The organism is Neorhizobium sp. T25_27, assembly GCF_002968565.1.
Classification (GTDB): domain Bacteria; phylum Pseudomonadota; class Alphaproteobacteria; order Rhizobiales; family Rhizobiaceae; genus Neorhizobium; species Neorhizobium tomejilense.
In genome coordinates, this window is the sequence record NZ_PVBJ01000011.1 from 1 (window position 1) to 23,459 (window position 23,459).

Consider the following 23,459-nt stretch of genomic DNA (forward strand, 5'->3'; position numbering starts at 1 on the left):
CGTGGCTGTTTGCGACTATACTGCCGCCGGGTGGTCGGGTTCCACATGGCGCTTCCATTCAGGCTTCAGACACCTTCTTGGAATCATCATCGGCCCGATCACTCAACCCAATTCTCGGACGGGCTCTCAGCCGCCGATATGCCTCACGCCACGCTTTTTGGCGAGCGAAATCTGGAGTTGCCGCTGGCGGTAGCGATCGCGGTCTTCCTCGGTGCGGGTCGGGTAGCAGGTGGAGCAGGAGACGCCTTCCTCGTAATGGGGCGAGGTTACCTCTTCCGCGGTGATAGGGCTGCGGCAGGCGTGGCAGAGCTTGTGGTTGCCCTCCTTCAGCCCGTGCTCCACGGAGACCCGCTCGTCGAAGACGAAGCAGGCGCCTTCCCAGAGGCTTTCCTCTGCGGGCACCTCTTCGAGATATTTGAGGATGCCGCCCTTCAGGTGGAAAACCTCGTCGAAGCCCTGTTCCTTCATGAAGGCGGTTGCCTTCTCGCAGCGGATGCCGCCGGTGCAGTACATGGCGATCTTCGGCTTGTTGTGGAGGCCGGAATTGTTCTTCACCCAGTCGGGAAACTCGCGAAACGTCTTGGTCTGCGGATCGACCGCGCCCTTGAAGATGCCGATCGCCGTTTCGTAATCGTTGCGGGTGTCGATGACGATCGTTTCCGGATCGGAGATCAGCGCGTTCCAGTCCTTCGGCTCGACATAGGTGCCGACGATGCGCTTGGGGTCGATATCCTCGACGCCCATGGTGACGATTTCCTTCTTCGGCCGCACCTTCATGCGCAGGAAGGGCATCTTCGACGCGCGGCTTTCCTTGTGCTCGAGGCGTGCGAATTCCGGCTGGGCGCGCAGATAGGCGAGAAGGTCTGATATCGCCGCGTCGGAACCGGCAACCGTGCCGTTGATCCCCTCGCGGGCGATCAGCAGCGTGCCCTTGATGCCGTTCTCGTCGCAGAAGGCCTGCAGCGGCTCGCGGAAGCTCTCATAGCGGTCGAAACGCGCAAAATGATAGAGCGCGGCGACGAGCCAGGCGCCCGTCGCTTCCGGTTTGGCCTCCGGGCGGGTTTGCATGATGTTTTCGGTCATGGGCGCTGAAATACAGTTTCCGGACTATCCGCGCAACGCGGTTTCTTTCTCGTGCGCCGCGACGGCCCTGTGCAGCTTTGCCGCACGGCGCTCCTTGCGCGGCGCGGTGGCCGCCTTTTCCCACAGCAGCGCGATCAGGCCGCTTTCCGTCTCGGGGCTGTCGGCAAACACTTCGTGGGCGGCTTCCAGGCCTTCGTGCCGCAGCGCCTGCTGGCGGGCGATGATGGCGCCGAGCACCCGGGCGAGCGTATCGCTGTCGCCGAACAGTTCAGGGTTTTCGTTGACGAGCCCGGTCAGCACCGAAAGATCGTGTTCGTGGCCGAGCAGGTCGACCAGGGCCTTCGCCTGCTGCTGCTTGGCGAGCATGGCCGAAGGCCAGATCCCGCCGAGCAGCGACAGGTGCATCCAGTAGGTCTGGCCGCATTTGCGCAGCTCGTGATAGGTCTCCGCGTCGCCGTGTTCCTCGCAGCCGGCGAGTGCGCCGAGCGCCTTCTCGCGCTGGTCCTTCCAGGCCCTGGCGAGCCGCTTGGCCGTCTTGTGCGGATCGTCGTCGAGATCAAGGTCGTCGAGGGCTGCGATCGCCGCGCGGCAGGTGTCGGCGGCGGCCGCCATCTTGGCCGGCAGGTCGTGTTCCTCCGAAGCGATCCGGTCGCGACGTTCGCTCAGCGCCGTGGAGGCCGCGGTGAGGGCGGCAAGCTCTTCGGGAGAACCTGCGTGGCCGGCGAGGTAGTCGACCGTCTCGACCAAAGCCGTGGCGTCGCGCACGGCCGACAGCGTCTGCGCCATGTCGCGGATACGGGTGTTTTCCTGCCGGCGGAACGTTTTTGCGTCCGGCTGGATCAGCCGGTAGAGCGCACGCACCCGCTTGAAGCGTTTTCGCGCGCCGTGCACCGCTTCGTGCGGCCCGTCCGGCTGGTCTTGCAGCAGCCGGATCGCGTGGGAAAGCTGGCTTTCCGCAACCGAGCGGAACTCGTCGGTGAAGGATTTAGCGGGCCGCAGACGGTACGCCATGACACAATTCTCCGCTCAAATCTTCAGTCGCCATCACCATGTTGGAATACCGCCGGTCGCCGGTGATCTCCTCGCCGATCCAGTCCGGAATGTCGGGCAGCGCGCCCTCGTCCTCCACCTCGACCTCGGCGACGACCAGTCCCTTGTAGGCTCCGTCATAGACATCCACCTCCCAGGTATAACCCCCGTGCCGGACCTCGTGGCGGGTCTTTTGGAGCACCACGCCGACGGCGGCGTTCGCCATCTCCTCGGCGTCGCCAAGCGGAATTTCGTATTCGAATTCGTCGCGGGCTAGCAGTTCCCGGCCGATCTTGATGGTCAGCTTGGCGCGCTTGCCGTCCATGATCCGCACCCGTACCGAACGGTCGTCGCCGGATGCGACATAGGCCTGCAGGAAATCGGAGGATGACGAGACCTCCGAGCGCCAACCGTCGCTCTTCACCAGAAATTTCCGTTCGATTTCCTTGGCCATGCTCCACCCGCCGCCTCGGGAACTTCCACAATTGTTGCAACCCTAGTGCAAACTCCGCGTCCCGCAAACCCGTTCGACGTCGGAGGCCTGTTTTTTCTCGACAATGACGGGCTTGAGGGGTATCTCGACCTCAAAGTTTCAATCGTTTCAGCGGAGACCTTACCATGACCGGCAAGACGGAAAAGCTGCTTTCCATCCTGAAACTGCAGCCGGTGGTACCGGTGCTGATCGTCGACGACGCCAAGTCGGCGGTGGGCCTGGCACGGGCGCTGGTCGCCGGCGGCCTGAGGGCCATCGAGATCACCATGCGCACCCCGGCCGCCCTCGATGCGGTCAAGGCGGTGGCCGCCGAAGTCGAAGGCGCCAATGTCGGTGCCGGCACCATCCTCAACGCCCGCGACTACGAAGCGGCCGTCAAGGCGGGCTCGACCTTCATCGTCTCGCCCGGCGTGACACCCGGCGTGCTTTCCGCCGCCAAGGACTCTCCCGTGCCGCTTCTGCCGGGTGCTGCGACCGCCAGCGAAGTGATGACGCTGCGCGAAGCCGGCTTCGAGGTGCTGAAATTTTTCCCCGCTGAACAGGCCGGCGGCGCCGCTTACCTGAAGGCGTTGTCCTCGCCGCTCGCCGGCACGCTGTTCTGCCCGACCGGCGGCATTTCGCTGAAGAACGCCAACGACTACCTGTCGCTGCCGAACGTCATCTGCGTCGGCGGCTCCTGGGTCGCGCCGAAAGAGCTGGTCTTGGCAGGTGACTGGGCCGGCATCACCAAGCTCGCTTCCGAAGCGGCGGCGCTGAAGGCGTAAACCCCGCAACCCGTCTTTGTAATTTCACAATCGCATCCCTATCTTTCCCCGGAAACACAACAGGGAGATGTGCGATGTTCGACGCAAAGAAGCTTCTCGACCAATTTCTGGGGTCACAGATTCCGGGTATGTCGGGAGGAAGTGTGAGGGACCGGGCAGGGCAGGCGACCCAGCTTGCCAAGAACAACCCGCTCGCCACCGGCGCCATCCTCGCGGCCGTCCTCGGCACCAAGACCGGCCGCAACATTGCCGGCAATGTCGCCGCCGTCGGCGGCATTGCGGCGATCGCCGGCCTCGGTTATCTCGCCTACAAGAACTATCAGTCCGGCAAGTCTCCCGAAGCCGTGCCTCAGCCGGCACCTCAGGCCGACAAGCCGCTCCTGACGCCGCCGACCGATTCCCCCTTCCATCCGCAGTCTCCCGCTCTCACCAACGATTTTGCGCTGACGCTCGTGCGGGCAATGATCGCCGCCGCCAAGGCCGATGGGCATATCGATGCCGGCGAGCGCGCCAACATCATGGACAAGGTGCATGCGGTCGATCTCGGCGCCGAGGCGGAAGCCTTCATCGAGAACGAACTCGCCAATCCGATCGATATCGACGACCTCGTCGCCGCTGCCCGCACCGAGGAGCAAAAGGTCGAGATCTACGCCGCCTCGCGCCTGACCATCGATCCGGACACCCGCGCCGAACGCGGCTACCTCGATCTGCTCGCCGGCCGCCTCGGGTTGGACGATGCGCTGATCGCCCATATCGACGCGACGGTATCTGCGGCCAAGGTCAAGGCGTAAGGCACCCGTCATGGCGATCCCTTTTTCTCCTGTCGGCATCGATCATGTTGTCCTTCTGGTCGACGACATGGAGCGTGCGCTTGATTTCTATTGCGGCGTCCTGGGTTGCCGGCCGGGTTATTCGTACCCGGCCCTTGGGATGGAACAGGTCTGGTGCGGGTCGTCGCTGATCGTTTTGTGGGACATAACGCATCCGGGCGGAAAAAAGGCTGCTCCTCCGGTCGCCGGTGGCCGCAACGTGGATCACATCTGTATCGCGACCAGCCCTTTCGATCACGATGAACTGCGCCTGCATTTGCAAAGCCACGGCATCGAGATTGCTCAGGAGGCTTTCCACGGCGGGGCTCGAGGCATGGGGCACTCGTTTTACATCCATGATCCGTTCGGCAACAAGATCGAGATCAAGGGGCCGGCGGAATATCCGGATGGGCGAGCTTGACCACGAAGACGCGGTCTTCAATCGGCCTCCGTGCGTCTTCGCGAAGTCTTGTCGCCTGACCGGTGGGCAGGGCGTGGCCCACCGGTTGCCTTTCCCCCGTCGCTGGCCTAAGCCTCAGCCACGATGCAAGAGGCTGATATGCGCGATCTGAAGAACTACAAAGTTGCCGCCCCGGCTCCGGTCACCCTCAAGGGCCGGTTCGTGACGCTCGAACCCTATGACAGGGACACCCACCTCCAGGCGCTGTGGGACGGGCTCGGCGGCGCAGACGGCATCAATCCGCTTCTCAAATATTTTCCCAACGACGATTTTGCCGATGTCGGCGCCTTCGGCGACTGGCTGGAAAACGCCCGCGTCCATTCGAATTTCGTGACGCTCGTGTCGCGCGACAACGCCACCGGCAAGGTGGTCGGCATGGCGAGCTACATGCGGCCGGACCCGAAGAACGGTGTCATCGAGGTCGGCTCCGTCGCGCACGGCGCCGACATGAAGCGTTCGCCGCTGTCGACCGAAGTGCATTACCTGATGGCCAGGCACGTGTTCGAAGGGCTCGATTACCGCCGCTACGAATGGAAATGCCACAACGAGAACGAGCCAAGCAAGGCATCCGCCCGTCGCTACGGCTTCACCTTCGAAGGCGTGTTCCGCCAGCATGTCATCTCCAAGGGCGCCAATCGCGATACTGCCTGGTTTTCGATGATCGATGTGGAATGGCCGCTCCTGAAGGCCGCTTTCGAAGCATGGCTTTCGCCCGAGAATTTCGAGGCGGATGGCACCCAGAAGCGGCGGCTCGAAGATATCCGCGCCGAGCTTGCCAAGGGAGTGGCGGCATGACGCCCGAGGCAAAATCGCAGGCGATCGCCGCGGCGGTGATCCTCGCAGGCATCGGGCTGGTGATCTATTTCTTGCCGACGATCGTCATGTGGATCGCCCAGTTTTCCCCGGTGCTGGCCGTGGTCGTCGGCTCGATGCTGCTGCTCGGCTTCTTCGCGATCTTCTGGCTGCGGGCACGCTACCAGCGCCGTAGATAAACGCCTCAAGTCATCAGCCGGGGTAGCGCGGCGGCCAGGGCGTCGACCGTCAGGCGGACCTTGAGTGGCAGATGCGGCGTCTGCAGCCACAGCGCATAACAATCATACAGAAATGGTGGCTCCTCCGGCAGCAGCCGCACCAGCGCGCCCTGGCGGATACGTTCCCGCACCAGCCAGGAGGGCAGCCAGGCAAGCCCCATTCCCATCGCCGCCGCATCGGCAACCGCGTCGAGATCGTCAAGCCGAAAGCGATTGGGCGGCGACACTTCGACGGGCGGGGCACCATCGCACGGAAACAGCCAGGGCGGAACGGGGCCGGTCCGGCGATAGACAACCGCCCGGTGGGACATCAGATCCTCAATCGCGCGCGGTTGTCCGGCCTCGGCGATATAGGCCGGCGAGGCGCAGACGATCATCTGCTGGCGGGCCACTTTGCGGGCGATCACTCCGCTCCGGTCGCCAAGCTCACCGGTCCTGATCGCCAGATCGTAGCCGTCTTCCGCAAGATCGACGAGGCGGTCCGCAAAGGAGAGATCCAGCTCCAGCGCCGGATACCTGCGGGCGAATTCCATCAGCACGGGAAGCACGCAATGCCGGCCGAAATGGACGGGCATGGTGATGCGCAGCCTGCCGCGCGGTTCGGACTGATGGTCTGCGGCGAGCGCATCCGCGGCGGCGGACTCCGACAGGATCAGCCGGCAGCGGTCGTAATAATCACGCCCGAAATCCGTCAGGCTCTGGCGGCGCGTCGTACGGTGGAGAAGTCGCACGCCGAGCCGCTCTTCCAGAAACTGGACATGCTTGCCGACCATCGGTGCCGACATGTCGAGCGCGGCGGCTGCGGCCGCAAAGGAGCCGAGATCCACCGCCTTGACGAAGACGGCCATGCTGGTCAGCCGGTCCATATTCAAAACACCTGGTTTCTTCTGAAATACCGAAAGGCTGATTTATCGCCGATCTGGAGATCGGCATAGCTCATTCCATTCGATTATTTTGGAGTTTGGAAGAAATGGCACGTATCATCCGCTTTCATGAACATGGTGGGCCGGAGGTTCTGCGCATCGAGGCTTTCGAACCTCAGCCGCCCGGCAGGGACGAGGTCCGCATCCGGGTCAAGGCGCTCGGTCTCAACCGTGCCGAAGCGCTGCTCCGCGCCGGGACCTATATCGAGACGCCGGTGCTTCCATCAGGCCTCGGGCTCGAAGCGGCCGGTATCGTCGATGAGGTCGGTGAAGGGGTGGAGAATTTCGTCGTGGGCGATGTCGTCAGCATCATACCGCCGATCTCGATGGTCCGCTGGCCGGCCTATGGCGATCTCGTCACCTTTCCCGAATCGATGATCGTGAAACATCCGGCAAGGCTCGACTTCGTCGGCGCCGCGGCGCTCTGGATGGCCTATCTGACCGCCTATGGCGCGCTGATCGGCATTGCGGGGCTAAAACGCGGTGATTTCATTGTCATCACCGCGGCATCGAGCAGTGTCGGACTGGCGGCGATCCAGATGGCCAGGCTCGTGGGTGCCGTCCCGATTGCCGTAACGCGCAACTCGGTCAAGAAGCAGGCCCTGCTGGATGCGGGAGCGGCCGAGGTGATCGTTTCTTCGGAAGAGGACCTGCAGGCGAGGCTTGAGGAGATAGCCGGGAAGAACGGCGTCCGGGTGGTGTTCGATGCGATCGGCGGGCCGATTTTCCAGCCGCTGACCGCCGCGATGTCGCGCGGCGGGATCCTCATCGAGTACGGCGGCCTGAGTGGAGAGCCGACGCTGTTTCCCCTCTTCGAGGTGCTTGCGAAACGCCTGACCTTGCGGGGCTATCTCGTCCACGAAATCACCGGCGATCCGGCTCGACTGGCGGAGGCCAGGTCCTTCATTGCCGATGGCGTGGAGAGAGGGCTGCTGAAGCCGGTCGTCGCCAGGACGTTTCCGTTCGAGGAGATCGCCGAAGCGCATCGCTTTCTGGAATCGAATGCGCAGTTCGGAAAGATCGTCGTCACGGTCTGATCGGCATCAGCCGCCGGGGCCAGAGGCCTGCAGCGCGGCGCCGAGCAGCGACAGGCCGACCAGCAGCACGAACAAGGCGCCGCCGATCTCGATCGCATGGGTGACGCGCCGCCCAGTGCGCGAGCCGGGGCCGGCAAAGCGGACGGCGAGGTCCTTGGCGGTGACCGCGAGTGTCGCAAGGATGGTGACGGTGATCGCCGTGCCGATCGACATGGCGAGAACCGAAAGCACGCCGCCGAGATAGAGGCTGTTCAAAAGCGCGAAACTCATTACCAGGATCGCGCCCGAGCAGGGGCGCAGGCCGACAGCAATGATCGCCGACCAGGCCTCGTGCAGGCTGAAATCCCTGGACTTCAGCAGGGCCGGATCGGGCATGTGGCTGACGCCGCAGGTTTCGCAATAGTCGCCGGTTCCCTGGTAGTCGTGGTCGTCGATCTCGACGGCCTGGAAATTGAGCCCGGTGGAGCCGCGTCCGTTACCGGCGGGGGCTGCCATTGGCATGTTGACGACGCGCATCCGAAGCGCCCGGATCTTCTTCACCAGCAGCCAGGCGCCGAAAAGGGCGACCATGGCGAAGCTGGCGATCTCCATCGCCTGGGTCGCCGCCGTCATGGTGATGCCCGAACCGCGCAGTACCAGATAGGCCGCGCCGACGAGCAGCACGGCCACCAGGCCCTGGAGCAGCGCGGAGATGAAGGAGATGACGACGCCGCGCCGAAGTTCGACTTCGTTGGCGATCATGTAGGAGGAGATCACCGCCTTGCCATGGCCGGGACCGGCGGCATGAAAGACGCCATAAGCGAACGAGAGCCCGATCAGACCGGAAAGCGCCCACGGGTCCTCGCGCATCGCCTTCAGCGAACCGGTCAGCGCCCGGTAGAAGGACTGCTGGTAAAAATTGATCCAGGCGAAAAACGGACCGAGCGGTCCGCCGACCGAGAAGGAGGGTTCGGCCGAACCGACGCCGAGGGGTGATTGCGCATGCGCCGAACCCGTCATCAGGATTCCTCCCGCCGCAACAACGAGAAGGGCAGGGATCATGGCCGAAGGGGAGAGGGCACGGCGGATCGTCAGCATGTCAGTTCCAGTCGGGTGGCGAAGAGTTTCGACATGTCGGTGCCGGTCGGATCGTTGAAGAAGGCGTCCGTCAGCGACTTGCTGTTCTGCGAGATCACCTCATCGGGGTCGGGGCGCACCACCTTGTGCTGGCAATGCGAAAAACCGTCGCCCTTGACGTTCAGGTCGCCATCGGTCGGGAAGTCGATCGAGGTGTACATCGAAGGGTCATAGACGCCGAAGGCCAGCCGGCCCTTGAGCGGCACCGGCTTTTCGGGCTTGACCGCAAACAGGACAAGGAGCTGGTTGCCGTCGAGCGAGACGTGGATCACGTCCGGCTTCTGCACCCCGACGGTCGCGCCGTTCACCGTAATCGTCGTGAAATAGTGGTAGTCGCCGAGCGACTTGCGCATCACCTCGCCGAGCGCGGCAAGTTCCTTCGCGTCGAGCTTCAGGTCGGTGTTCTTGTCGAAATCCAGCAGCACGCTCGACGAGAACACCTCGTCGAACCGCCAGACATTGTGCAGTTCCGAGATATTACCGTCGGTGCCGGCCACCACTTCGAGCCGCGCCTCGGCGAAGATGTGTGGATGGGCGATAGCGGGCAGCGGAAGACAGGCTGCCGCCAGCGCGGCAATGGTCATGACTCGATATCGCATTCGCCCTGTGGCTCCCGGTTCGTCCGCCCCTTGCAGTGCAGCGTAAATGAGACGGAATTTCGACTCGAACCGGCCCCATGTCCAGTCCCGGTCTAGTGCCGGGTGAGATTTTCCAGATGCTCCATGCGTTTGCGGAACTGGCTCTCGAAATCCCAGCCCTTAGCGAACTGAAGCGCATTCTCGGCGCACTCCAGGATGGACGAGCGGTCCTTGTCGAGGGCGGTCAGCCGATCGGCCACCGCCCTGATGTCGCTGAGCGGGGCGATCCAGCCGGCTTTCGATTCGGCCATCAGCGCCGACCACATCCTGTTGTCGTAACCGACGATCGGCACGCCACAGCCCATCGTCTCGATATAGGTGCAGGAGGGATCCGACTGCCTGTGGCAACTGAGGAAGATATCGGCCCGGTTGCGCGTCAGCGGCACGAGCTCCTGCTCGAAATCGACCGGATCCTTGAGGAAGACGCAGTCGTGAAGCCAGTGCCTGCGGATATCGGCGTCGATCGCACCAGACAGGCTTCCCTCGCCGTAGATCGTCAGGGTGAAATCGACGCCCCGTTCGCCAAGCAGCCTGGCGATCGGAACGAGGTCCTGCACGCCCTTCATCGGTTCCAGCCGCCCGGAATGGATGAGCCGCAACGGCTCGCCGCTCAGGAGATGCCGTTTTCGGGCGGTCATCTCCTGCGGCGTCGCGAACATCGCCGGTTTCATGCGGTTGTCGAGATAGAGGAGTTGGCTGCCGCCCATGTCGCGGTAGGCCGTGTGGGCCGGGTAACCGTTTGCCTGGATGCCGCGGGCGGCGCGGAACGCGCGCTTGCGCTTGTATTCCTGCATCACCGTCCAGGCCATGCCGTAGATTTTCCGCGGCAGGCTGCGCGTATCGTCGAGCGAGATGATCTGCAGCCGGGTCTGGTGGGTGTATTCGATCGAGTAGACCACGGCGCTCCTGGCTTTCCGAATCGCCTCGGGGGCTAAGAGGTCGAGGTAGGAATCTCCCGACAGCAGCGCGAGGTCGAAATCGGCGAGATGGTCCACCGACACCCGTTCCTCCGGCTCCAGGATACGCACCCGGAAATCAAGTTCGCCGATGTCGTAACGCCCGCCGAACGGTATGTCGGTCGCGCCGCGCCGGATGAAGCAGGTGACCGGCCCCGACCAGTGCTGCACATGCAGGGCCATGCCGGAAACGAACTTCTTGTCGAGCACCAGCTTGCCGTTCGCGGCCTCGATCACCGGCGCCGACACGAACATCGCCAGGCTTTTCTGCATGGACGTCGATCCTCCGCGATGCCAGATTTTCGCACGCTGAGCCGTACTATGCTGATCGAGGCCAGGCTCGAGCAAGCCGGCCAATAGGTCGACTTGCCGCGGAGGCGTTACCTCATTTGCCGTAGGGACCGGCGAGGCGCCGGGCGCCCGGATCGGTCAATGCTGGCGGCGGAACCAAGTGGAGAGGAAGTCGACGAAGCTCCTGACCTTGGCCGGCAGGTAGCGGCGATGCGGGTAGACCGCGTAGATACCTCGGTCCTTGGCAATATAATCGTCGAACAGCGTCACCAGTTCGCCCGACTGGATCGAGGCGTTGGCGATGAAATCCGGGATGATTGCGACGCCGAGGCCCGCGCGGGCGGCACGCAACGTCGCCTGTGGGCTGTTGATCTCGACCGGGCCGCTGACGGCGACCGAGATGGTCGAGCCGTCCTTGTCGGTGAAGCGGACATTGTTGTGCCAGCGGGAATTGGTGTCGATGATGAAGGGGACGCGGTTCAGGTCCTGCGGGTGTTCGAGCGGACCGTATTTGGCGACGAAATCGGCGGTTGCTACCGTATAGACCCGGAAGTCTGAGAGCTTTCGGGCGATCAGCCCGGAATCCTCGAGCTTGGTGATTCGGATCGCGAGGTCGAAATTTTCCTCGATCAGGTCGACGAACCGGTCCTCGGCGACGATTTCCAGCGACACTTCCGTGTGGCTCTTGGCGAAATCGATCAGCGACTGGCCGACCTCGGCATCGATGAAGGTCCGGGGCACGGAAACGCGCAGGCGTCCCTTCAGGTCGGCATTGTTCTCGCGCACCAGGTCGGCGAGATTGTCGATCTCCTTGAGGATGTCGGCGGCGGTCCGGTAATAGGTGTGGCCGGCCTCGGTCATCGAGAACTGGCGGGTAGTGCGATTGAGCAGCAGCGCGCCGAGATCGTCTTCCAGTTCGCGCACGTATTTGGAAAGCAGAGCCTTCGACCGCCCGGTCCGCCGGGCTGCGGCTGAAAAGCCTTCTGCTTCAACCACATCGATGAAGGCCCGCATGCGCGTTAGAGTGTCCAAATGTCGCCCCTTTTAGTCTGGTCGATCGTAGTTGGGATTTAGCATGGAATTGTGCAATGCGAAATTTCGGTGATGGGCAAAAAAACTCTTGATTATGACTGCGAATATTCTTATCTCCCCGGTCAGCCCAAAGTCGCACGTGCCCGTGGGTGTCCGCCGACCCTCTATTTGGTGAGGTCATCGGTAAGGTACCTGGAACTAACCCCTCCAGTCGCTATTCCGGCCATCCGGGAAATGCGAGGACATCTGAAGCAACGACGGTGCGGGCCTTTTTGTTCTCTCCCTGCTTTCCATCAGCGGGGGTTACTGAAGAGGCACACCATCATTGCCGGAAGTGCGGTAGGGACCTCCCTCCAATCCATGGCAGACAAAGCCGGATCATTGTTCGTGGCAGAGCGTTGATCCACTTATCGCGCGTTTGAGCGTGTTCACGGTACCGGTGTCTCCACCAACCGGGCTGAACGCATTCTCATCCGTCCTTTGTCCTCCGGTTCACAGCCGGAGCTTTGAGATTTTGAAGGGACTGACCGATGACCACTGCTCGCATCCTTGACTTCATCAAGACCCAGCGTCCCGAAGGACCGTATCTTGTTGTCGATCTCGACGTCGTGCGCGACAATTTCACCGCTTTCCGTCATGCCCTGCCGGACAGCGCGATCTATTACGCGGTCAAGGCCAACCCGGAACCGGCAATCCTGAAGCTGCTTGCTTCGATGGGTTCCAACTTCGACTGCGCCTCGGTCGCCGAAATCCAGATGGCGCTCGACGCCGGCGCGTCCTCCGACCGCATCTCCTTCGGCAACACGATCAAGAAGGAACGCGACATCGCTCGCGCCTTCGCGCTCGGCGTCGGCCTCTATGCCGTCGACAGCCATGAGGAAGTCGAGAAGATCTCCCGCGCGGCTCCCGGCGCAAAGGTATTCTGCCGCGTGCTGACCGATGGCGAAGGCGCCGAATGGCCGCTGTCGCGCAAGTTCGGCTGCGTGCCGCAGATGGCCGTCGACGTGCTCGTCTACGCGCACCAGATGGGCCTGGAGTCCTACGGCGTGTCCTTCCATGTCGGTTCGCAGATGACCAAGGTCGATGCCTGGGATGCGGCTCTTGCCGATGTCAAGCGCGTCTTCGGTTCGCTTGCAAAGCAGGGCATCGTTCTGCAGATGGTCAACATGGGCGGCGGTTTCCCGACCAAGTACCTGCGCGACGTGCCGAAGGCCGAAGAATACGGCAAGGCGATCTTCGCTTCGCTGCGCAAGTATTTCGGCAACAACCTGCCGAAGACGATCATCGAGCCGGGTCGCGGCATGGTCGGCAATGCGGGCGTCATCAAGGCTGAAGTCGTCCTCGTGTCGAAGAAGTCGGACAACGACAATCACCGATGGGTCTTCCTCGACATCGGCAAGTTCGGCGGTCTCGCCGAAACCATGGATGAGGCCATCCGTTACCCGATCCGCACCGAGCGGGACGGCGACGAGATGGAACCCTGCGTTCTCGCCGGCCCGACCTGCGACAGCGCCGACGTGATGTACGAGAAGAACATGTATCCGCTGCCCGTCACCTTGACGATCGGCGACGAGGTTCTGATCGAAGGCACCGGCGCCTATACGACGACCTACTCGGCCGTCGCCTTCAACGGTTTCGACCCCCTGAAGGCCTACGTCATCTAAGGCGGCTTTGCCTGCCTAACTGGCGTCATCTAATACCGCCGGCCCCGTAACCAGCCGGGGCGGCAAATTCACAATTCCTCTTCATCGCCGCTCATAACGGTATTGGGTACGGGAGGCCACGATGGCCGCTGTTCTTGATTCTGTACGCGCATTCTTTGCGCCTAACTCCACTTTCACCATCGACGCCGAAACGCCGGCCGACGTGGTCGCCCGCGAAACCCTGCTCGACCGCGCCATGGGCCCGGATCGTCGCCGGAAGTCGTCGGAAAAGATCCGCCGCAACCGCGTGCCGGCCGATGGGCTCGCCATCGTTGCCCGCGACGGCGCCGGCCACGTGATCGGTACCGTGCGTCTTTGGAACGTAGAGGCCGGCATTTCGTCCGAAGGTCAGGCCATCGATGCCCTGCTGCTCGGCCCGCTCGCGGTCGATTGCGCTCATGAAGGCAAGGGCATCGGTGCGGCGCTGATGCGTGCAGCGATCACCGAGGCCCACAAGCGCGGCCACGGTGCTGTCCTGCTGGTCGGCGATGCGGCCTATTACGAACGGTTCGGCTTCTTCGCCGACAAGACCCGGCATCTCGTCATGCCAGGCCCCTTCGAGCGCTCTCGTTTCCTGGCGCTCGAACTCAAGGCCGGCTGGCTTGAAGGTGCCGCCGGCATGATCGTCGCCAACGGGCGCAAGCTGGCCTGACGAGGTCGCGTTCCCGACCCAAGGCATTCAGCACTCAAGGCCTCGCGCCCCGACGATCTGCGCAGACCCCGCCTCTCCGGTGGAGCGTTCCTGTTGGAGCGCCCGCGGCGAGGCGGGGTTTTTCGTGCGACAAATTCTCCGTTTCGGGCCGCCGCCGCGCATCCGCCGGCAGCGGTTGATCCGGATCAATCCGACTCTCGCTGCCCGCGCCTAAGCCTTTCCCTGCAAGATCAAAAAGCAAGCAGGAGAGCTTACATGAACACGAGCGGGGCACGGCATCTGAGATGGATCGCGGGCGCGGGTGCGGCTTTTTTCGCATTCGGGGCAGCGGCGGCGGATCTGACGCCCGTTTCCGTTGCCCCTCCGGCGGAGGAACCCGTGGCGGCATCGAGCCCCTGGCAGATCCGCGTGCGCGGCTTGGGCGTCATCACTGAGAACCGCGGTTCGGTCAACGGCGTGCCGGGTTCGGACCTGTCTTTCTCCGACTCGGTCATCCCCGAGCTCGATATCAGCTACTTCTTCACCGACAACATCGCGGCCGAACTGGTCCTCGGCACCACCTATGCGAATATCAAGGAGGACGGTGCCGTCGGCGTGCCGGTCGGCCGCGCCTGGCTTCTGCCGCCGACGCTGACACTGCAATACCACTTCACCGATTTCGGCGCGTTCAAGCCCTATGTCGGTGCCGGCGTCAATTACTCGCTCTTCTACAACCAGTCCGAAAAGCCGGGCTTCCACAATCTCGACGTCGAGAACAATGTCGGCGCGGCCCTGCAGCTCGGTTTCGATTACATGATCGACCAGCACTGGGGCGTGAACTTCGACGTGAAGAAAATTTTTCTCGAAACCAAATGGAAAGCCGACCACGACGTGCTCGGGCCGCTGAGCGGCAAGGCGAAAATCAATCCCTGGCTGATCGGGGCAGGCGTCACCTACCGCTTCTAGAAAAACAAAAAAATCGGTGGGGGACGGGGCCGGCGCCAGACAGGTGGCGCCGGCCTTGTTTTTTAGTTTCGCGGTGAATTGCGTTTCTCAGTCGCCGTCCTTGGCCCGATAGGCGTCCGGGGTGACGTAGATCTCGTCGGCGCGGCCGTATCCGCCGTCCTTCACCTCTTCGATCAGCACCATGGTGTGAGGCCGTGCGGCCTCGCTCAGGTATTCGACCAGCATCTCGGTGGTGCGGTGGACGATCTCCTGCTTCTGGGCCTTGCTGAGCGCGGCTTCGGGCGTCTTGATGTTCACGAATGGCATTGTTCTATCCTTTGGTTTGGTGTTTCAGATCATGCCGCCATTGGCGCGCAGCACCTGGCCGTTGACCCAGCCGCCGTCCGGGCCGGCGAGGAAGGAGACGACGGTGGCGATCTCCTGCGGCTGGCCGAGACGGCTGAGCGGGATTGTCTTGACGATGTTCCGGACCAGTTCGTCGGACTTGCCGGTCATGAACATCTCGGTTTCGACAGGACCCGGCGCGACCGCGTTGACGGTGATCCCGCGCCGGCCGAGTTCCTTGGAGGCAACGTGGGTCATCGCTTCGACGGCCGCCTTGGTGGCGGCATAACCGCCATAGGCCGGCCCGTAGACGCCGACGACGCTCGACGAGAAATTGATGATGCGGCCGCCGTCACGCAGCCGCTTGCCTGCTTCGCGTATGCCGCGGAACGTGCCCATCAGGTTTGTGGCAAGCTGGAATTCGAAAGTCTCGTCGTCCATCTCGGCGAGCGGCGCGAGCCGCATCACGCCGGCATTGTTGACGAGGATGTCGGCACCGCCGAAGCTTTGTTCGGCGGCGTCGAACAGGGTTGCGGCAGCGGTCGGGCTGCCGACATCCGCCTGCACCGCGACCGCCTTGCCGCCGCCGGCTTCGATCTGTGCAACGACCTCGGCGGCGGCCTGCCGGCTGGTCGCATAGTTGACGACGACGGCGATGCCGTCTTCAGCGAGGCGGAGCGCAATGGCTCTGCCGATGCCCTTCGAAGCGCCGGTGACGATCGCGACGCGTTGTCCGTTGGTGGTCATGGGATCTCTCCTTGGTTGGTGAGCAGGAGATATTGCTGACACGATGCAAGAACAATTGGCAGCGAATTGACATCAGAATTCGCCTGTGGTGAACAAGGTCATGGATCGCCTCGACCGCATGCAGCTCTTTGTCCGGATCGTCGAACGGCGCAGTTTTTCCGCTGCGGCCGCGGATCTAGGCCTTGCCCGTTCGACCGTCACCGAAGCGGTCAAACAGCTCGAGGAGGGGATCGGCACGCGACTTCTGGAGCGGACGACGCGCTACGTCACCCCGACGCTCGACGGCCGGGCCTTCTACGAGCGTTGCCTCGCGATCCTCGCGGAGGTGGACGAGGCGGAGAACATCTTTCGGGACGCGCAGCCGCGCGGCCTGCTGAGGGTTGACGCGCACGGGTTTCTGACCCGCACCTTCCTCTTGCCGCGCCTTCACGAATTCCTCGACCGTTATCCGCTCCTGGAACTGCAGATCGGCCAGGGCGACCGGCTGGTGGATCTGGTTCGCGAAGGCGTGGACTGCGTCATCCGGGCAGGCGAGATCGACGACAGCGGGCTGATCATGCGCAGGCTCGGAACCATCACCGAAATCACCTGCGCCAGCCGTACCTATGTCGAGAAACACGGGCTTCCGAAATCACCCGATGCGCTGGAAGGGCATCTTGCCATCGGCTTCATTTCGTCGCGCACCGGCCAGATCATGCCGCTCGAATTCGTCGTCAGTGACGAGGTGCGCTACGTCACACTTCCAAGCCGCCTGACGGTCAACAATTCCGATACGATGGTCGATCTCGCCCGCCGCGGCTTTGGGCTCATACAGGCGCCCCGTTATCGCCTGCAGCGGGATATCGACGAGGGCGTGCTCGTCGAAGTGCTTGCCGATTTCCCGCCGCCGCCGACACTGCTTTCGGCGCTCTATCCGCAGAACCGCCAGCTTTCGCCGCGGGTGCGCGTCTTCCTCGACTGGATCGTCAAGGTGTTCGCCGAAGCCGGGCTTTGAGGTGTCTTACGGCCGATAGATCGCCTGCAGCTTGGCAAGGTCGGCGATCTTCAGTTCCACGGGATCAAGGTCGTCGCGGGAAGGCTTGAACCAGGAGGCCGCCTCCTGGATATGCCGGCCGTAGGGCTCCGGATACATGCTCAGACCCAACACCCATTGGCGAACGATTTCGCGGTCCATGCGCCCCGACGCGTAGCGGTCGTGCATGGTTTTGGCGGATGTGGTGAGGTCTTCGACATTCTTCATCAATGCACCGCTGGATTGGGTTCGGGTTCGCCGAAGAAGGAGCGGATGCCGTCGCGCTCGACGGTCGCCAGGAACTCGTCGAAGGCTTCGCGGTCGGTCGGAAACGGCTCTTCCCAGGTGGTGACGTCATCCTCTTCGGTGATGACTTCGAGCGTCCAGTCGCCCTGGGTGCCGGCAGTGCGGTAGATATCGACCAGTACGGTAATGCCGTCGTCGGTGAATTCGCCGGCGAGTTCGGAATGTTCAGTCTTGGGTGCCTTGGCCATGTCGTATCCGATCGTATAAACGGCTGTCCCGCGCTGCGGGTCCGGTCCCGTGAGGGAATCGGGGACGCAACGATGAAGACGGTCGGGATGGTCCAATACACTGCTTTCCGTTTTTGCTCCACCGTGGATGATCCTTGAAGGTATTCGTTGCCGGAGGAATCGGAACGAGGCCTCGCATATGCGGGGAAGTGGCTTCACACTCCATCATCTCTGCGTGAAACGAGCCTTTCCGCCATGGTTTCGGCCGCCTGGCCGTCCTAGCTTCGCTGCATGATCACACGCCGCGCAACCCTCCTGTCCCTCCCTTTCGCCTTGACTGCGGCCCGCAGCCTTGCGCAGGACGCGCCCCAGGCACCTGTGCCGCAGCCGCCGGTGACGCTCGATACTGTGCTCGGCGGTGCGGCGGAGCTGGAGCCCCTGAAGGTCGTTCTGGTCGCCCGTAGTGGCGAGATGCTGGCCGAGCGGGCGTTCAACGGTCATTCGCTGGACGCCTCGACCAACATCAAGTCGGCCTCGAAATCGATCATCTCGGCTTTGACAGGCATCGCCATCGACCGCCGGCTGCTCGAAGGTCCGGACCAGAAGATCGCGCCGATCCTGAAGGCCGACCTGCCGGCCAATCCGGATTCGCGCATCCACACGATCACCATCGGCAATCTTCTCTCGATGCAGGCGGGGCTCGGAAGGTTGTCCGGGCCGAACTATGGCCGCTGGATCGCGAGCCGCAACTGGGTGCGGTTCGCACTCGCCCAGCCGTTCGACGACGATCCCGGCGGTTCGATGCTCTATTCGACCGCCTCCAGTCACCTGCTTTCGGCGGTCCTCACCAAGGTCGGCGGCAAATCGACGCTGGCGCTGGCGCGCGAATGGCTGGATCCGGTCGACGGGTTCCGGATCGGCTCCTGGGAACGCGACCGTCAGGGCATCTATCTCGGCGGCAACCAGATGGCGATGACCGCCCGCTCGCTTCTGGCGTTCGGGGAACTCTACCGCAACGGCGGCAAGACGAAGGACGGTCGCCAGGTCGTCTCGAGGGATTGGATCGACCAGTCCTGGACGCCGCGCACCAATTCGCGCTTTTCCGGCGACGGTTACGGATACGGCTGGTTCCTGCGCAATATCGGCGGCGAGGAGGTCAAGTTCGGCTGGGGTTATGGCGGGCAGATGCTCTATATCGTGCCGTCGCTCGGCCTCACCGTGGTGATGACGTCAGACGAAAGCGGCCCCTCGGCCCGCAGCGGTTATCGCGACGACCTGCACCACCTGCTCGCCGAAATCATCGGCGCTGTCCGCATCGTTTAAAGCCAGTTTGTATAAACTTGAATGACCGGGCACACCAAATCGTAACCGCCTGACGCTAGCATGCCCCGCGTCGCCATTGGGGGTGTTTCATGCTGGATCTGCGGACGATCTATATCGTCTCGGCTATGACCTGCTCTGTCCTGGGCATCGTCCAGATGATCGCCTATTCCAGCGGCCGGTTTGAACGCTGGCTGTTCTGGTGGAGCGCCAGCGGCATCGTCATCGGAGCCGGCCTGTTCAGCGTCGGCCTGCGAAACGTATTGCCGGATGTCGTCTCGGTCCTGATCGGCAACAACCTGATCCTGGTCGGCTATCTGTTGCTGATCGTCTCCGTCCGGCTTTTCGGCGGCCGTCCGGCCCGCTGGGGCCTGAGTTGGCTGATCCTCGCCGTTCTTTCGGCGCCGCTGATCCTCTTGTGGCGGGACGATGCCAGTACTGCGCCGCGCATCGCCATCTTCTCGCTCGTCTGCGCCCTCGGCGACCTCCTGGTGATGCTGGAGGGTATTCGCCTCGCACGGCAGGAGAAGCTGCGGTCGGCATGGCTGGTCGCTGCGATCTACCTGCCGACTGCCGCCATCTTTGCAGCGCGCGCCCTTCTGGCGGTGACGGGCTGGATCGGAGAGGGCGGCCTGTTTGGCCCCGGCAACGGTGCCGATGCCTGGCTGGGGCTCTGGGCCGCACCCTTCCTGGCATTGCGAAGCATCGTCATCAATCTGATGGCGGCCGAACGGGCCGGAAACAAGCTCACTTACCTGGCGGATCGCGACGCCCTGACCGGCGTGCTCAACCGCGGCGGCCTGATGCGCTCCTATGCTGGTCTCGAGCCGGGGCCGGTCGCCCTGATGCTCATCGATGTCGACCGTTTCAAGCAGCTCAACGATACGCATGGTCATGGGGTTGGCGACGAGGTCTTGCGGCGGTTCGCCTCCTCTGCATCCCTGCACCTGCGCAGCCGCGATCTCTTCGCTCGGCAGGGCGGCGACGAGTTTGTGATCGTCCTCAAGGGATGCCCGGTCGAAAAGGCAGTCGAGACGGCTCAGAAGATCCGCGCCGCCTTTGCCGCTTCCCTCGCCGAGATGGAGGGCCTTGTCGTGCAGCCGACACTCAGCATCGGCGTGGCGACCGAGATATGCGGTCCTGGCAACCTCGAAACCCTGCTGCAGCGGGCCGACCTGGCGCTCTATGCCCGCAAGCGCAACGGCCGCGACGGTATCGATACGTTCGAGGAAGACCGCCAAGCGGCGTGAAGGCGGGGACGATTTCGTTGCGGCGAACAGAAATTCCCTTTTCGTTTGAAGCAATTTTCCGTCGAAACAGTTCCGCGGCATCCCCGCCTGCGCCGGCGCGATTATAGTGGTCGCGTCACAGGGCAGGGGCCGGGTCGCGAACCGGGTCGCATCCTACGGAGAGCATCCGGCGTCCGGTGATGGTCGTAAAGGTGAGGAAGGCGCCGTCAGGGCGCCGACCGCCGCAAGGTCAAGGTTTCGGATCCAGACCCTCCGTTACCCGCCTTTCGGAAAAACGGGAGCGATCGGGCAGGCAGTACAGCCTGACACCCATACCATTCATACACGCTACCTGCCCATCCCGCATGGACCAGGCCGCGGCGGAGATTTCTCCGCCGCGGTTATTCGTGCTGCAAGATTTCAGGCTGCAATATCGATGACGCCGCAGTCGCCGGCATCGGACGCGAAGGCGACGAGCTTGCCGTTGGCACTCCAGCTCAATCCGGTAATGCCGCCCTTGCCGGGCCGGCGTAGAAGCGCTTCCTTTGCGTCGGCGAGCCTGACGCCAAGGATCATGCCGTCGATGAAACCGATGGCGAGCACTTCCTCGGCCGGATGGAAGGCCACCGACGTGACCATGATATTGGCGCGCGTGCCGAGTTCCTGCGGCGCCTTGCCCATCGGCCCGTCCTTTGCCGAAAACGGCCAGACGATCGCCGCCGGCGCGCCCGACGAGGCGAGCCACTTGCCCTTCGGCGACCAGGAGAGCGATTTCACCTTGGCCGGGTAACCGGTCATCCGCATATGGCGGTTTTCGCCCGGCTTGCCATCGAGCTTCCAGCCGTGCAGGGCGTTTTCCTGCATGGTCGTCACCAGGAAACGTCCGTCGGGCGAGAAGGTGACGGCGTTATGGGCGCCCTTCCATTCGAGATCGACCGGCGGGGCATTGGTGCCGACCCAGTGCAACGAGACGCCGTTGTAACGGGCAGCCGCGATCCTGAGACCCTTGCCGGCGAAGGCGAGGCCTTCGACGCTGCGCTCTTCGGGAAACTCCTTCAGCGTGCCGTCGCTCTGCTTTACGAAGCTCGACTTGCCATGCGCATAGGCGACCGCATTCTGCGGGCCGCCGGCGATGACGCTGATCCATTTGCGGGGCGCTTCGGCGATCAGGGTCGCCTCGCCATTGCTGCCGATACGCATCACCTTGCCGTCCTCGCCGCCGGTCAGCAGCGTGGCGCTGAAGGGATCGCGGATGCAGGTCAGCAGACCCTGATGGGCCTCTGTGACTTTCTCGCCGCCATCCAGACGGTGGATCGTGCCGGCAGCGGTGGCGAAGAATGGAACGTCGCCGAGGAAATGCGCGGCGACGACATGGCCTTCGAGATCAAGCGGTGCAACAGTCGGCATTACGCAGCATTGCTCCCGGGCATGACGTGGTCCGAAAACCGCTTCACACTTTTCGGCGTCATGCCGCTACCTCACAAGCCTTGAAGCTCTTCTCGATCTTGTCGACATCGAGATCGCGGCCGATGAAGACGAGGCGCGATTCGCGCTTTTCGCCATCCTTCCACGGCCGCTGGTGATCGCCCTCGACGATCATGTGGACGCCCTGCACGACATAACGTTCCTCGTCGCCCTTGAAGGCGATGATGCCCTTCAGGCGCAGGATGCTCGGGCCGTCCGTCTGGGTGATCTTCTGAATCCAGGGGAAGAACCGTTCCGGGTTCATCTCGCCGCCGCGCAGCGAGATCGACTTCACGGTCACGTCATGGATCGGCGACATCTCGCCGTGGTGATGGTGGTGGTGATCATGGCCGTGATGATCGTGATCATGGTCATGCGCGTGGTGGTCGTGGTCATGATGATGGTGGTCGTGCCCATGGTCATGGTCGCAATCCGGGCCGCAGACATGGTCGTCATGGCCTTGATCCAGGAAATGCGGATCGTTTTCGAGCGCGCGCTCCAGGTTGAAGGCGCCCTGGTCGAGCACGCGGGCGAGATCGACGCCGGAACGAGTGGTCTTGTAGACGCGGGCAGTCGGGTTGATGGCGCGGACGACGTCTTCGATGATCGCCAGCTCTTCCGGGGTGACGAGATCGGTCTTGTTGATGACGACGACGTCAGCAAAGGCGATCTGGTCTTCAGCTTCGCGACTGTCCTTCAGGCGCAGCGGCAGGTGTTTTGCATCGACGAGGGCGACGACCGCGTCGAGCTCGGTCTTGGCACGCACGTCGTCATCCATGAAGAAGGTCTGGGCGACCGGCACCGGATCGGCAAGGCCGGTGGTCTCGACGATGATGCCGTCGAAGCGGCCCGGGCGGCGCATCAGGCCCTCGACGACGCGGATCAGGTCGCCGCGTACCGTGCAGCAGACGCAGCCGTTGTTCATTTCGTAGATCTCTTCGTCCGACTCGACGATCAGGTCGTTGTCGATGCCGATCTCGCCGAACTCGTTGACGATGACCGCGTATTTCTTGCCATGGCTTTCGGAGAGAATGCGGTTGAGGAGCGTCGTCTTGCCGGCGCCGAGATAACCGGTGAGGACGGTGACGGGAACGGGCTTGACGGTGGCTGTTTCGGTCATGAAAACCTCGAGGACTTGAGAGCGCCCGATCGGCGCGGAAGCTTTGTTCGTCTCATATAAGGGCAAGCCGGGACGAGTTCAAAGGGTTTGTATGTTATAAGATCACATCGGAATTGCAGCTGACGCCGGGTGATCTTGTTGCTCACGCTGACGGCGACGCGATTGCGGAAACCACGTCTGTTCTTGCGAAATCGTCACCAACATAGAGAAGCGGACAGTCGAATTCCTTCGCTGTCGCATAAGCGAAGCAATCGCCGAAATTGAGCGAAGCCTTGTGAAAGCCTTTGCCGAACAGAGCGTAAGCGGCCGCAGCCCGTTCTGCTCTTACAGCATCCAGTTCGATGATGGTGATGGGAAGCCGGTCAATCAGGTTGGTAAGACCAGCCAGACATTTCTTTCCACGAGCCACAATCAGTGCTTCGGTGAGAGTAGCGGCGTTGAGGAGGACCTTCGATTCCCCTGTGAGCACCTCTTGGCAGTCAAAGGCACCAATTTCATTCTTGACGATGGCGATCAACGCTGACGTGTCGACCACAATCATGCCGGCAGGCCATCGTCACCATAGAGATAATCCTGGCTTCGCTCCGCGGGTACGTCGTTGCCATCAGGTGCAGGCGCCATTGCTCTGATCTCTTCGATCAGCGCTCTGCGTTGATCGCGCGTCAGTTCCGGCTCAATGGGTACAAGCCTTGCGATCTTATGACCTCTTCGCGTGAGAACAACATCTTCTCCAGCCTCCGCGCGATGAAGGAGTTCAGTCAGACTTGCTTTGGCCTCGCTCACTGAAATTTCCATTACGTGCTCCGTT

Annotated in this window: 28 protein-coding genes; 12 read left to right on the plus strand and 16 right to left on the minus strand. The window is 62.8% G+C overall.

Annotated elements, in window-relative coordinates:
- Positions 1 to 126 precede the first annotated feature (126 nt).
- Genes C5J24_RS24860 through C5J24_RS24870 form a run of 3 tightly spaced genes read right to left on the minus strand, consistent with a single transcriptional unit; the run spans position 127 to position 2,566 of the window.
- Positions 127 to 1,068: a rhodanese-related sulfurtransferase gene (locus C5J24_RS24860; protein WP_371674827.1), complete on the minus strand. Its 942-nt coding sequence runs from the start codon at positions 1,066 to 1,068 to the stop codon at positions 127 to 129.
- A 39-nt stretch (positions 1,069 to 1,107) separates the two neighbouring features.
- Positions 1,108 to 2,094, minus strand: a complete 987-nt coding sequence (locus C5J24_RS24865; RefSeq protein ID WP_105421712.1) for a CHAD domain-containing protein — start codon at positions 2,092 to 2,094, stop codon at positions 1,108 to 1,110.
- Positions 2,069 to 2,566, minus strand: a complete 498-nt coding sequence (locus C5J24_RS24870; RefSeq protein WP_105421714.1) for a CYTH domain-containing protein — start codon at positions 2,564 to 2,566, stop codon at positions 2,069 to 2,071. The genes C5J24_RS24865 and C5J24_RS24870 overlap by 26 nt, the downstream gene beginning before the upstream one ends.
- A 164-nt stretch (positions 2,567 to 2,730) precedes the next feature.
- Between C5J24_RS24870 and C5J24_RS24875 the strand changes: the two genes are divergently transcribed.
- From C5J24_RS24875 to C5J24_RS24895, 5 genes are all read left to right on the plus strand, one after another.
- Complete coding sequence (locus C5J24_RS24875; protein ID WP_105421716.1) at positions 2,731 to 3,369, plus strand: 2-dehydro-3-deoxy-phosphogluconate aldolase; 639 nt, start codon at positions 2,731 to 2,733, stop codon at positions 3,367 to 3,369.
- A 74-nt stretch (positions 3,370 to 3,443) separates the two neighbouring features.
- Positions 3,444 to 4,160 (plus strand): tellurite resistance TerB family protein, encoded by a 717-nt coding sequence (locus C5J24_RS24880; RefSeq protein WP_105421718.1) that lies wholly within the window; start codon positions 3,444 to 3,446, stop codon positions 4,158 to 4,160.
- A gap of 10 nt (positions 4,161 to 4,170) precedes the next feature.
- The gene (locus C5J24_RS24885) at positions 4,171 to 4,599 is read left to right on the plus strand and encodes a VOC family protein (protein WP_105421720.1); all 429 of its coding nucleotides are present in this window, start codon (positions 4,171 to 4,173) and stop codon (positions 4,597 to 4,599) included.
- A 138-nt stretch (positions 4,600 to 4,737) separates the two neighbouring features.
- On the plus strand, positions 4,738 to 5,433 hold the full coding sequence (locus C5J24_RS24890) for a GNAT family N-acetyltransferase (protein ID WP_105421722.1): 696 nt from the start codon (positions 4,738 to 4,740) through the stop codon (positions 5,431 to 5,433).
- On the plus strand, positions 5,430 to 5,630 hold the full coding sequence (locus C5J24_RS24895) for a hypothetical protein (RefSeq protein ID WP_105421724.1): 201 nt from the start codon (positions 5,430 to 5,432) through the stop codon (positions 5,628 to 5,630). The genes C5J24_RS24890 and C5J24_RS24895 overlap by 4 nt, the downstream gene beginning before the upstream one ends.
- Positions 5,631 to 5,635: 5 nt before the next feature.
- On the opposite strand, the gene C5J24_RS24900 is transcribed toward C5J24_RS24895, so the two are convergent.
- The gene (locus C5J24_RS24900) at positions 5,636 to 6,535 is read right to left on the minus strand and encodes a LysR family transcriptional regulator (protein WP_105421726.1); all 900 of its coding nucleotides are present in this window, start codon (positions 6,533 to 6,535) and stop codon (positions 5,636 to 5,638) included.
- Positions 6,536 to 6,639: 104 nt separating this feature from the next.
- Between C5J24_RS24900 and C5J24_RS24905 the strand changes: the two genes are divergently transcribed.
- Positions 6,640 to 7,629 carry a zinc-dependent alcohol dehydrogenase family protein gene (locus C5J24_RS24905; RefSeq protein ID WP_105421728.1) on the plus strand — a complete coding sequence of 330 codons (990 nt, stop codon included), beginning with the start codon at positions 6,640 to 6,642 and terminating at the stop codon, positions 7,627 to 7,629.
- Positions 7,630 to 7,635: 6 nt separating this feature from the next.
- On the opposite strand, the gene C5J24_RS24910 is transcribed toward C5J24_RS24905, so the two are convergent.
- The 4 genes from C5J24_RS24910 to C5J24_RS24925 form a co-directional block, all read right to left on the minus strand.
- Entirely contained in the window at positions 7,636 to 8,706 is a 1,071-nt protein-coding gene (locus C5J24_RS24910; RefSeq protein ID WP_371674829.1) for a nickel/cobalt transporter, read from the minus strand.
- Entirely contained in the window at positions 8,700 to 9,344 is a 645-nt protein-coding gene (locus tag C5J24_RS24915) for a DUF1007 family protein (protein ID WP_105421730.1), read from the minus strand. The genes C5J24_RS24910 and C5J24_RS24915 overlap by 7 nt, the downstream gene beginning before the upstream one ends.
- A 92-nt stretch (positions 9,345 to 9,436) precedes the next feature.
- Positions 9,437 to 10,612: a glycosyltransferase gene (locus tag C5J24_RS24920; protein WP_105421732.1), complete on the minus strand. Its 1,176-nt coding sequence runs from the start codon at positions 10,610 to 10,612 to the stop codon at positions 9,437 to 9,439.
- A 156-nt stretch (positions 10,613 to 10,768) separates the two neighbouring features.
- Positions 10,769 to 11,662, minus strand: a complete 894-nt coding sequence (locus tag C5J24_RS24925; protein ID WP_105400119.1) for a LysR family transcriptional regulator — start codon at positions 11,660 to 11,662, stop codon at positions 10,769 to 10,771.
- A 530-nt stretch (positions 11,663 to 12,192) separates the two neighbouring features.
- On the opposite strand from C5J24_RS24925, the gene odc2 reads away from it, so the two are divergent.
- The 3 genes from odc2 to C5J24_RS24940 all read left to right on the plus strand — a co-directional run bounded on the left by odc2 (position 12,193) and on the right by C5J24_RS24940 (position 14,962).
- Positions 12,193 to 13,326: an ornithine/lysine decarboxylase gene (gene odc2, locus C5J24_RS24930; protein ID WP_105421734.1), complete on the plus strand. Its 1,134-nt coding sequence runs from the start codon at positions 12,193 to 12,195 to the stop codon at positions 13,324 to 13,326.
- A 121-nt stretch (positions 13,327 to 13,447) separates the two neighbouring features.
- Positions 13,448 to 14,017, plus strand: coding sequence for a GNAT family N-acetyltransferase (locus tag C5J24_RS24935; protein WP_105421736.1), 570 nt, complete (start codon positions 13,448 to 13,450; stop codon positions 14,015 to 14,017).
- A gap of 255 nt (positions 14,018 to 14,272) precedes the next feature.
- Positions 14,273 to 14,962: an OmpW family protein gene (locus C5J24_RS24940; RefSeq protein WP_105421738.1), complete on the plus strand. Its 690-nt coding sequence runs from the start codon at positions 14,273 to 14,275 to the stop codon at positions 14,960 to 14,962.
- 87 nt (positions 14,963 to 15,049) lie between these two features.
- On the opposite strand, the gene C5J24_RS24945 is transcribed toward C5J24_RS24940, so the two are convergent.
- Positions 15,050 to 15,268 (minus strand): 4-oxalocrotonate tautomerase family protein, encoded by a 219-nt coding sequence (locus tag C5J24_RS24945; protein ID WP_105421740.1) that lies wholly within the window; start codon positions 15,266 to 15,268, stop codon positions 15,050 to 15,052.
- Positions 15,269 to 15,292: 24 nt separating this feature from the next.
- Positions 15,293 to 16,033, minus strand: a complete 741-nt coding sequence (locus C5J24_RS24950; RefSeq protein ID WP_105421742.1) for an SDR family oxidoreductase — start codon at positions 16,031 to 16,033, stop codon at positions 15,293 to 15,295.
- A gap of 100 nt (positions 16,034 to 16,133) precedes the next feature.
- Between C5J24_RS24950 and C5J24_RS24955 the strand changes: the two genes are divergently transcribed.
- Complete coding sequence (locus C5J24_RS24955; RefSeq protein ID WP_105422031.1) at positions 16,134 to 17,027, plus strand: LysR family transcriptional regulator; 894 nt, start codon at positions 16,134 to 16,136, stop codon at positions 17,025 to 17,027.
- Between the two features lie 6 nt (positions 17,028 to 17,033).
- Here C5J24_RS24955 and C5J24_RS24960 read toward each other — a convergent pair whose 3' ends face one another.
- Both C5J24_RS24960 and C5J24_RS24965 read right to left on the minus strand, forming a co-directional pair.
- Complete coding sequence (locus tag C5J24_RS24960; protein ID WP_046668285.1) at positions 17,034 to 17,273, minus strand: hypothetical protein; 240 nt, start codon at positions 17,271 to 17,273, stop codon at positions 17,034 to 17,036.
- Complete coding sequence (locus tag C5J24_RS24965) at positions 17,273 to 17,539, minus strand: hypothetical protein (RefSeq protein WP_105422033.1); 267 nt, start codon at positions 17,537 to 17,539, stop codon at positions 17,273 to 17,275. Before C5J24_RS24965 ends, C5J24_RS24960 begins: the two co-directional genes overlap by 1 nt.
- Positions 17,540 to 17,809: 270 nt before the next feature.
- On the opposite strand from C5J24_RS24965, the gene C5J24_RS24970 reads away from it, so the two are divergent.
- A complete protein-coding gene (locus tag C5J24_RS24970) occupies positions 17,810 to 18,841 on the plus strand; it encodes a serine hydrolase (protein ID WP_105421744.1) in 1,032 nt (343 codons plus the stop codon).
- 89 nt (positions 18,842 to 18,930) lie between these two features.
- Positions 18,931 to 20,088 carry a GGDEF domain-containing protein gene (locus tag C5J24_RS24975; protein ID WP_105421746.1) on the plus strand — a complete coding sequence of 386 codons (1,158 nt, stop codon included), beginning with the start codon at positions 18,931 to 18,933 and terminating at the stop codon, positions 20,086 to 20,088.
- A 399-nt stretch (positions 20,089 to 20,487) separates the two neighbouring features.
- Here the strand turns inward: C5J24_RS24975 and C5J24_RS24980 are convergent, their stop codons facing one another.
- The 4 genes from C5J24_RS24980 to C5J24_RS24995 form a co-directional block, all read right to left on the minus strand.
- Positions 20,488 to 21,474, minus strand: a complete 987-nt coding sequence (locus C5J24_RS24980; protein WP_105421748.1) for a WD40 repeat domain-containing protein — start codon at positions 21,472 to 21,474, stop codon at positions 20,488 to 20,490.
- Between the two features lie 58 nt (positions 21,475 to 21,532).
- A complete protein-coding gene (locus C5J24_RS24985; RefSeq protein WP_105421750.1) occupies positions 21,533 to 22,651 on the minus strand; it encodes a GTP-binding protein in 1,119 nt (372 codons plus the stop codon).
- A 142-nt stretch (positions 22,652 to 22,793) separates the two neighbouring features.
- Positions 22,794 to 23,192 carry a type II toxin-antitoxin system VapC family toxin gene (locus C5J24_RS24990; RefSeq protein WP_105421751.1) on the minus strand — a complete coding sequence of 133 codons (399 nt, stop codon included), beginning with the start codon at positions 23,190 to 23,192 and terminating at the stop codon, positions 22,794 to 22,796.
- Positions 23,189 to 23,446 carry a type II toxin-antitoxin system Phd/YefM family antitoxin gene (locus C5J24_RS24995; protein ID WP_105400129.1) on the minus strand — a complete coding sequence of 86 codons (258 nt, stop codon included), beginning with the start codon at positions 23,444 to 23,446 and terminating at the stop codon, positions 23,189 to 23,191. The genes C5J24_RS24990 and C5J24_RS24995 overlap by 4 nt, the downstream gene beginning before the upstream one ends.
- Positions 23,447 to 23,459 lie beyond the last annotated feature (13 nt).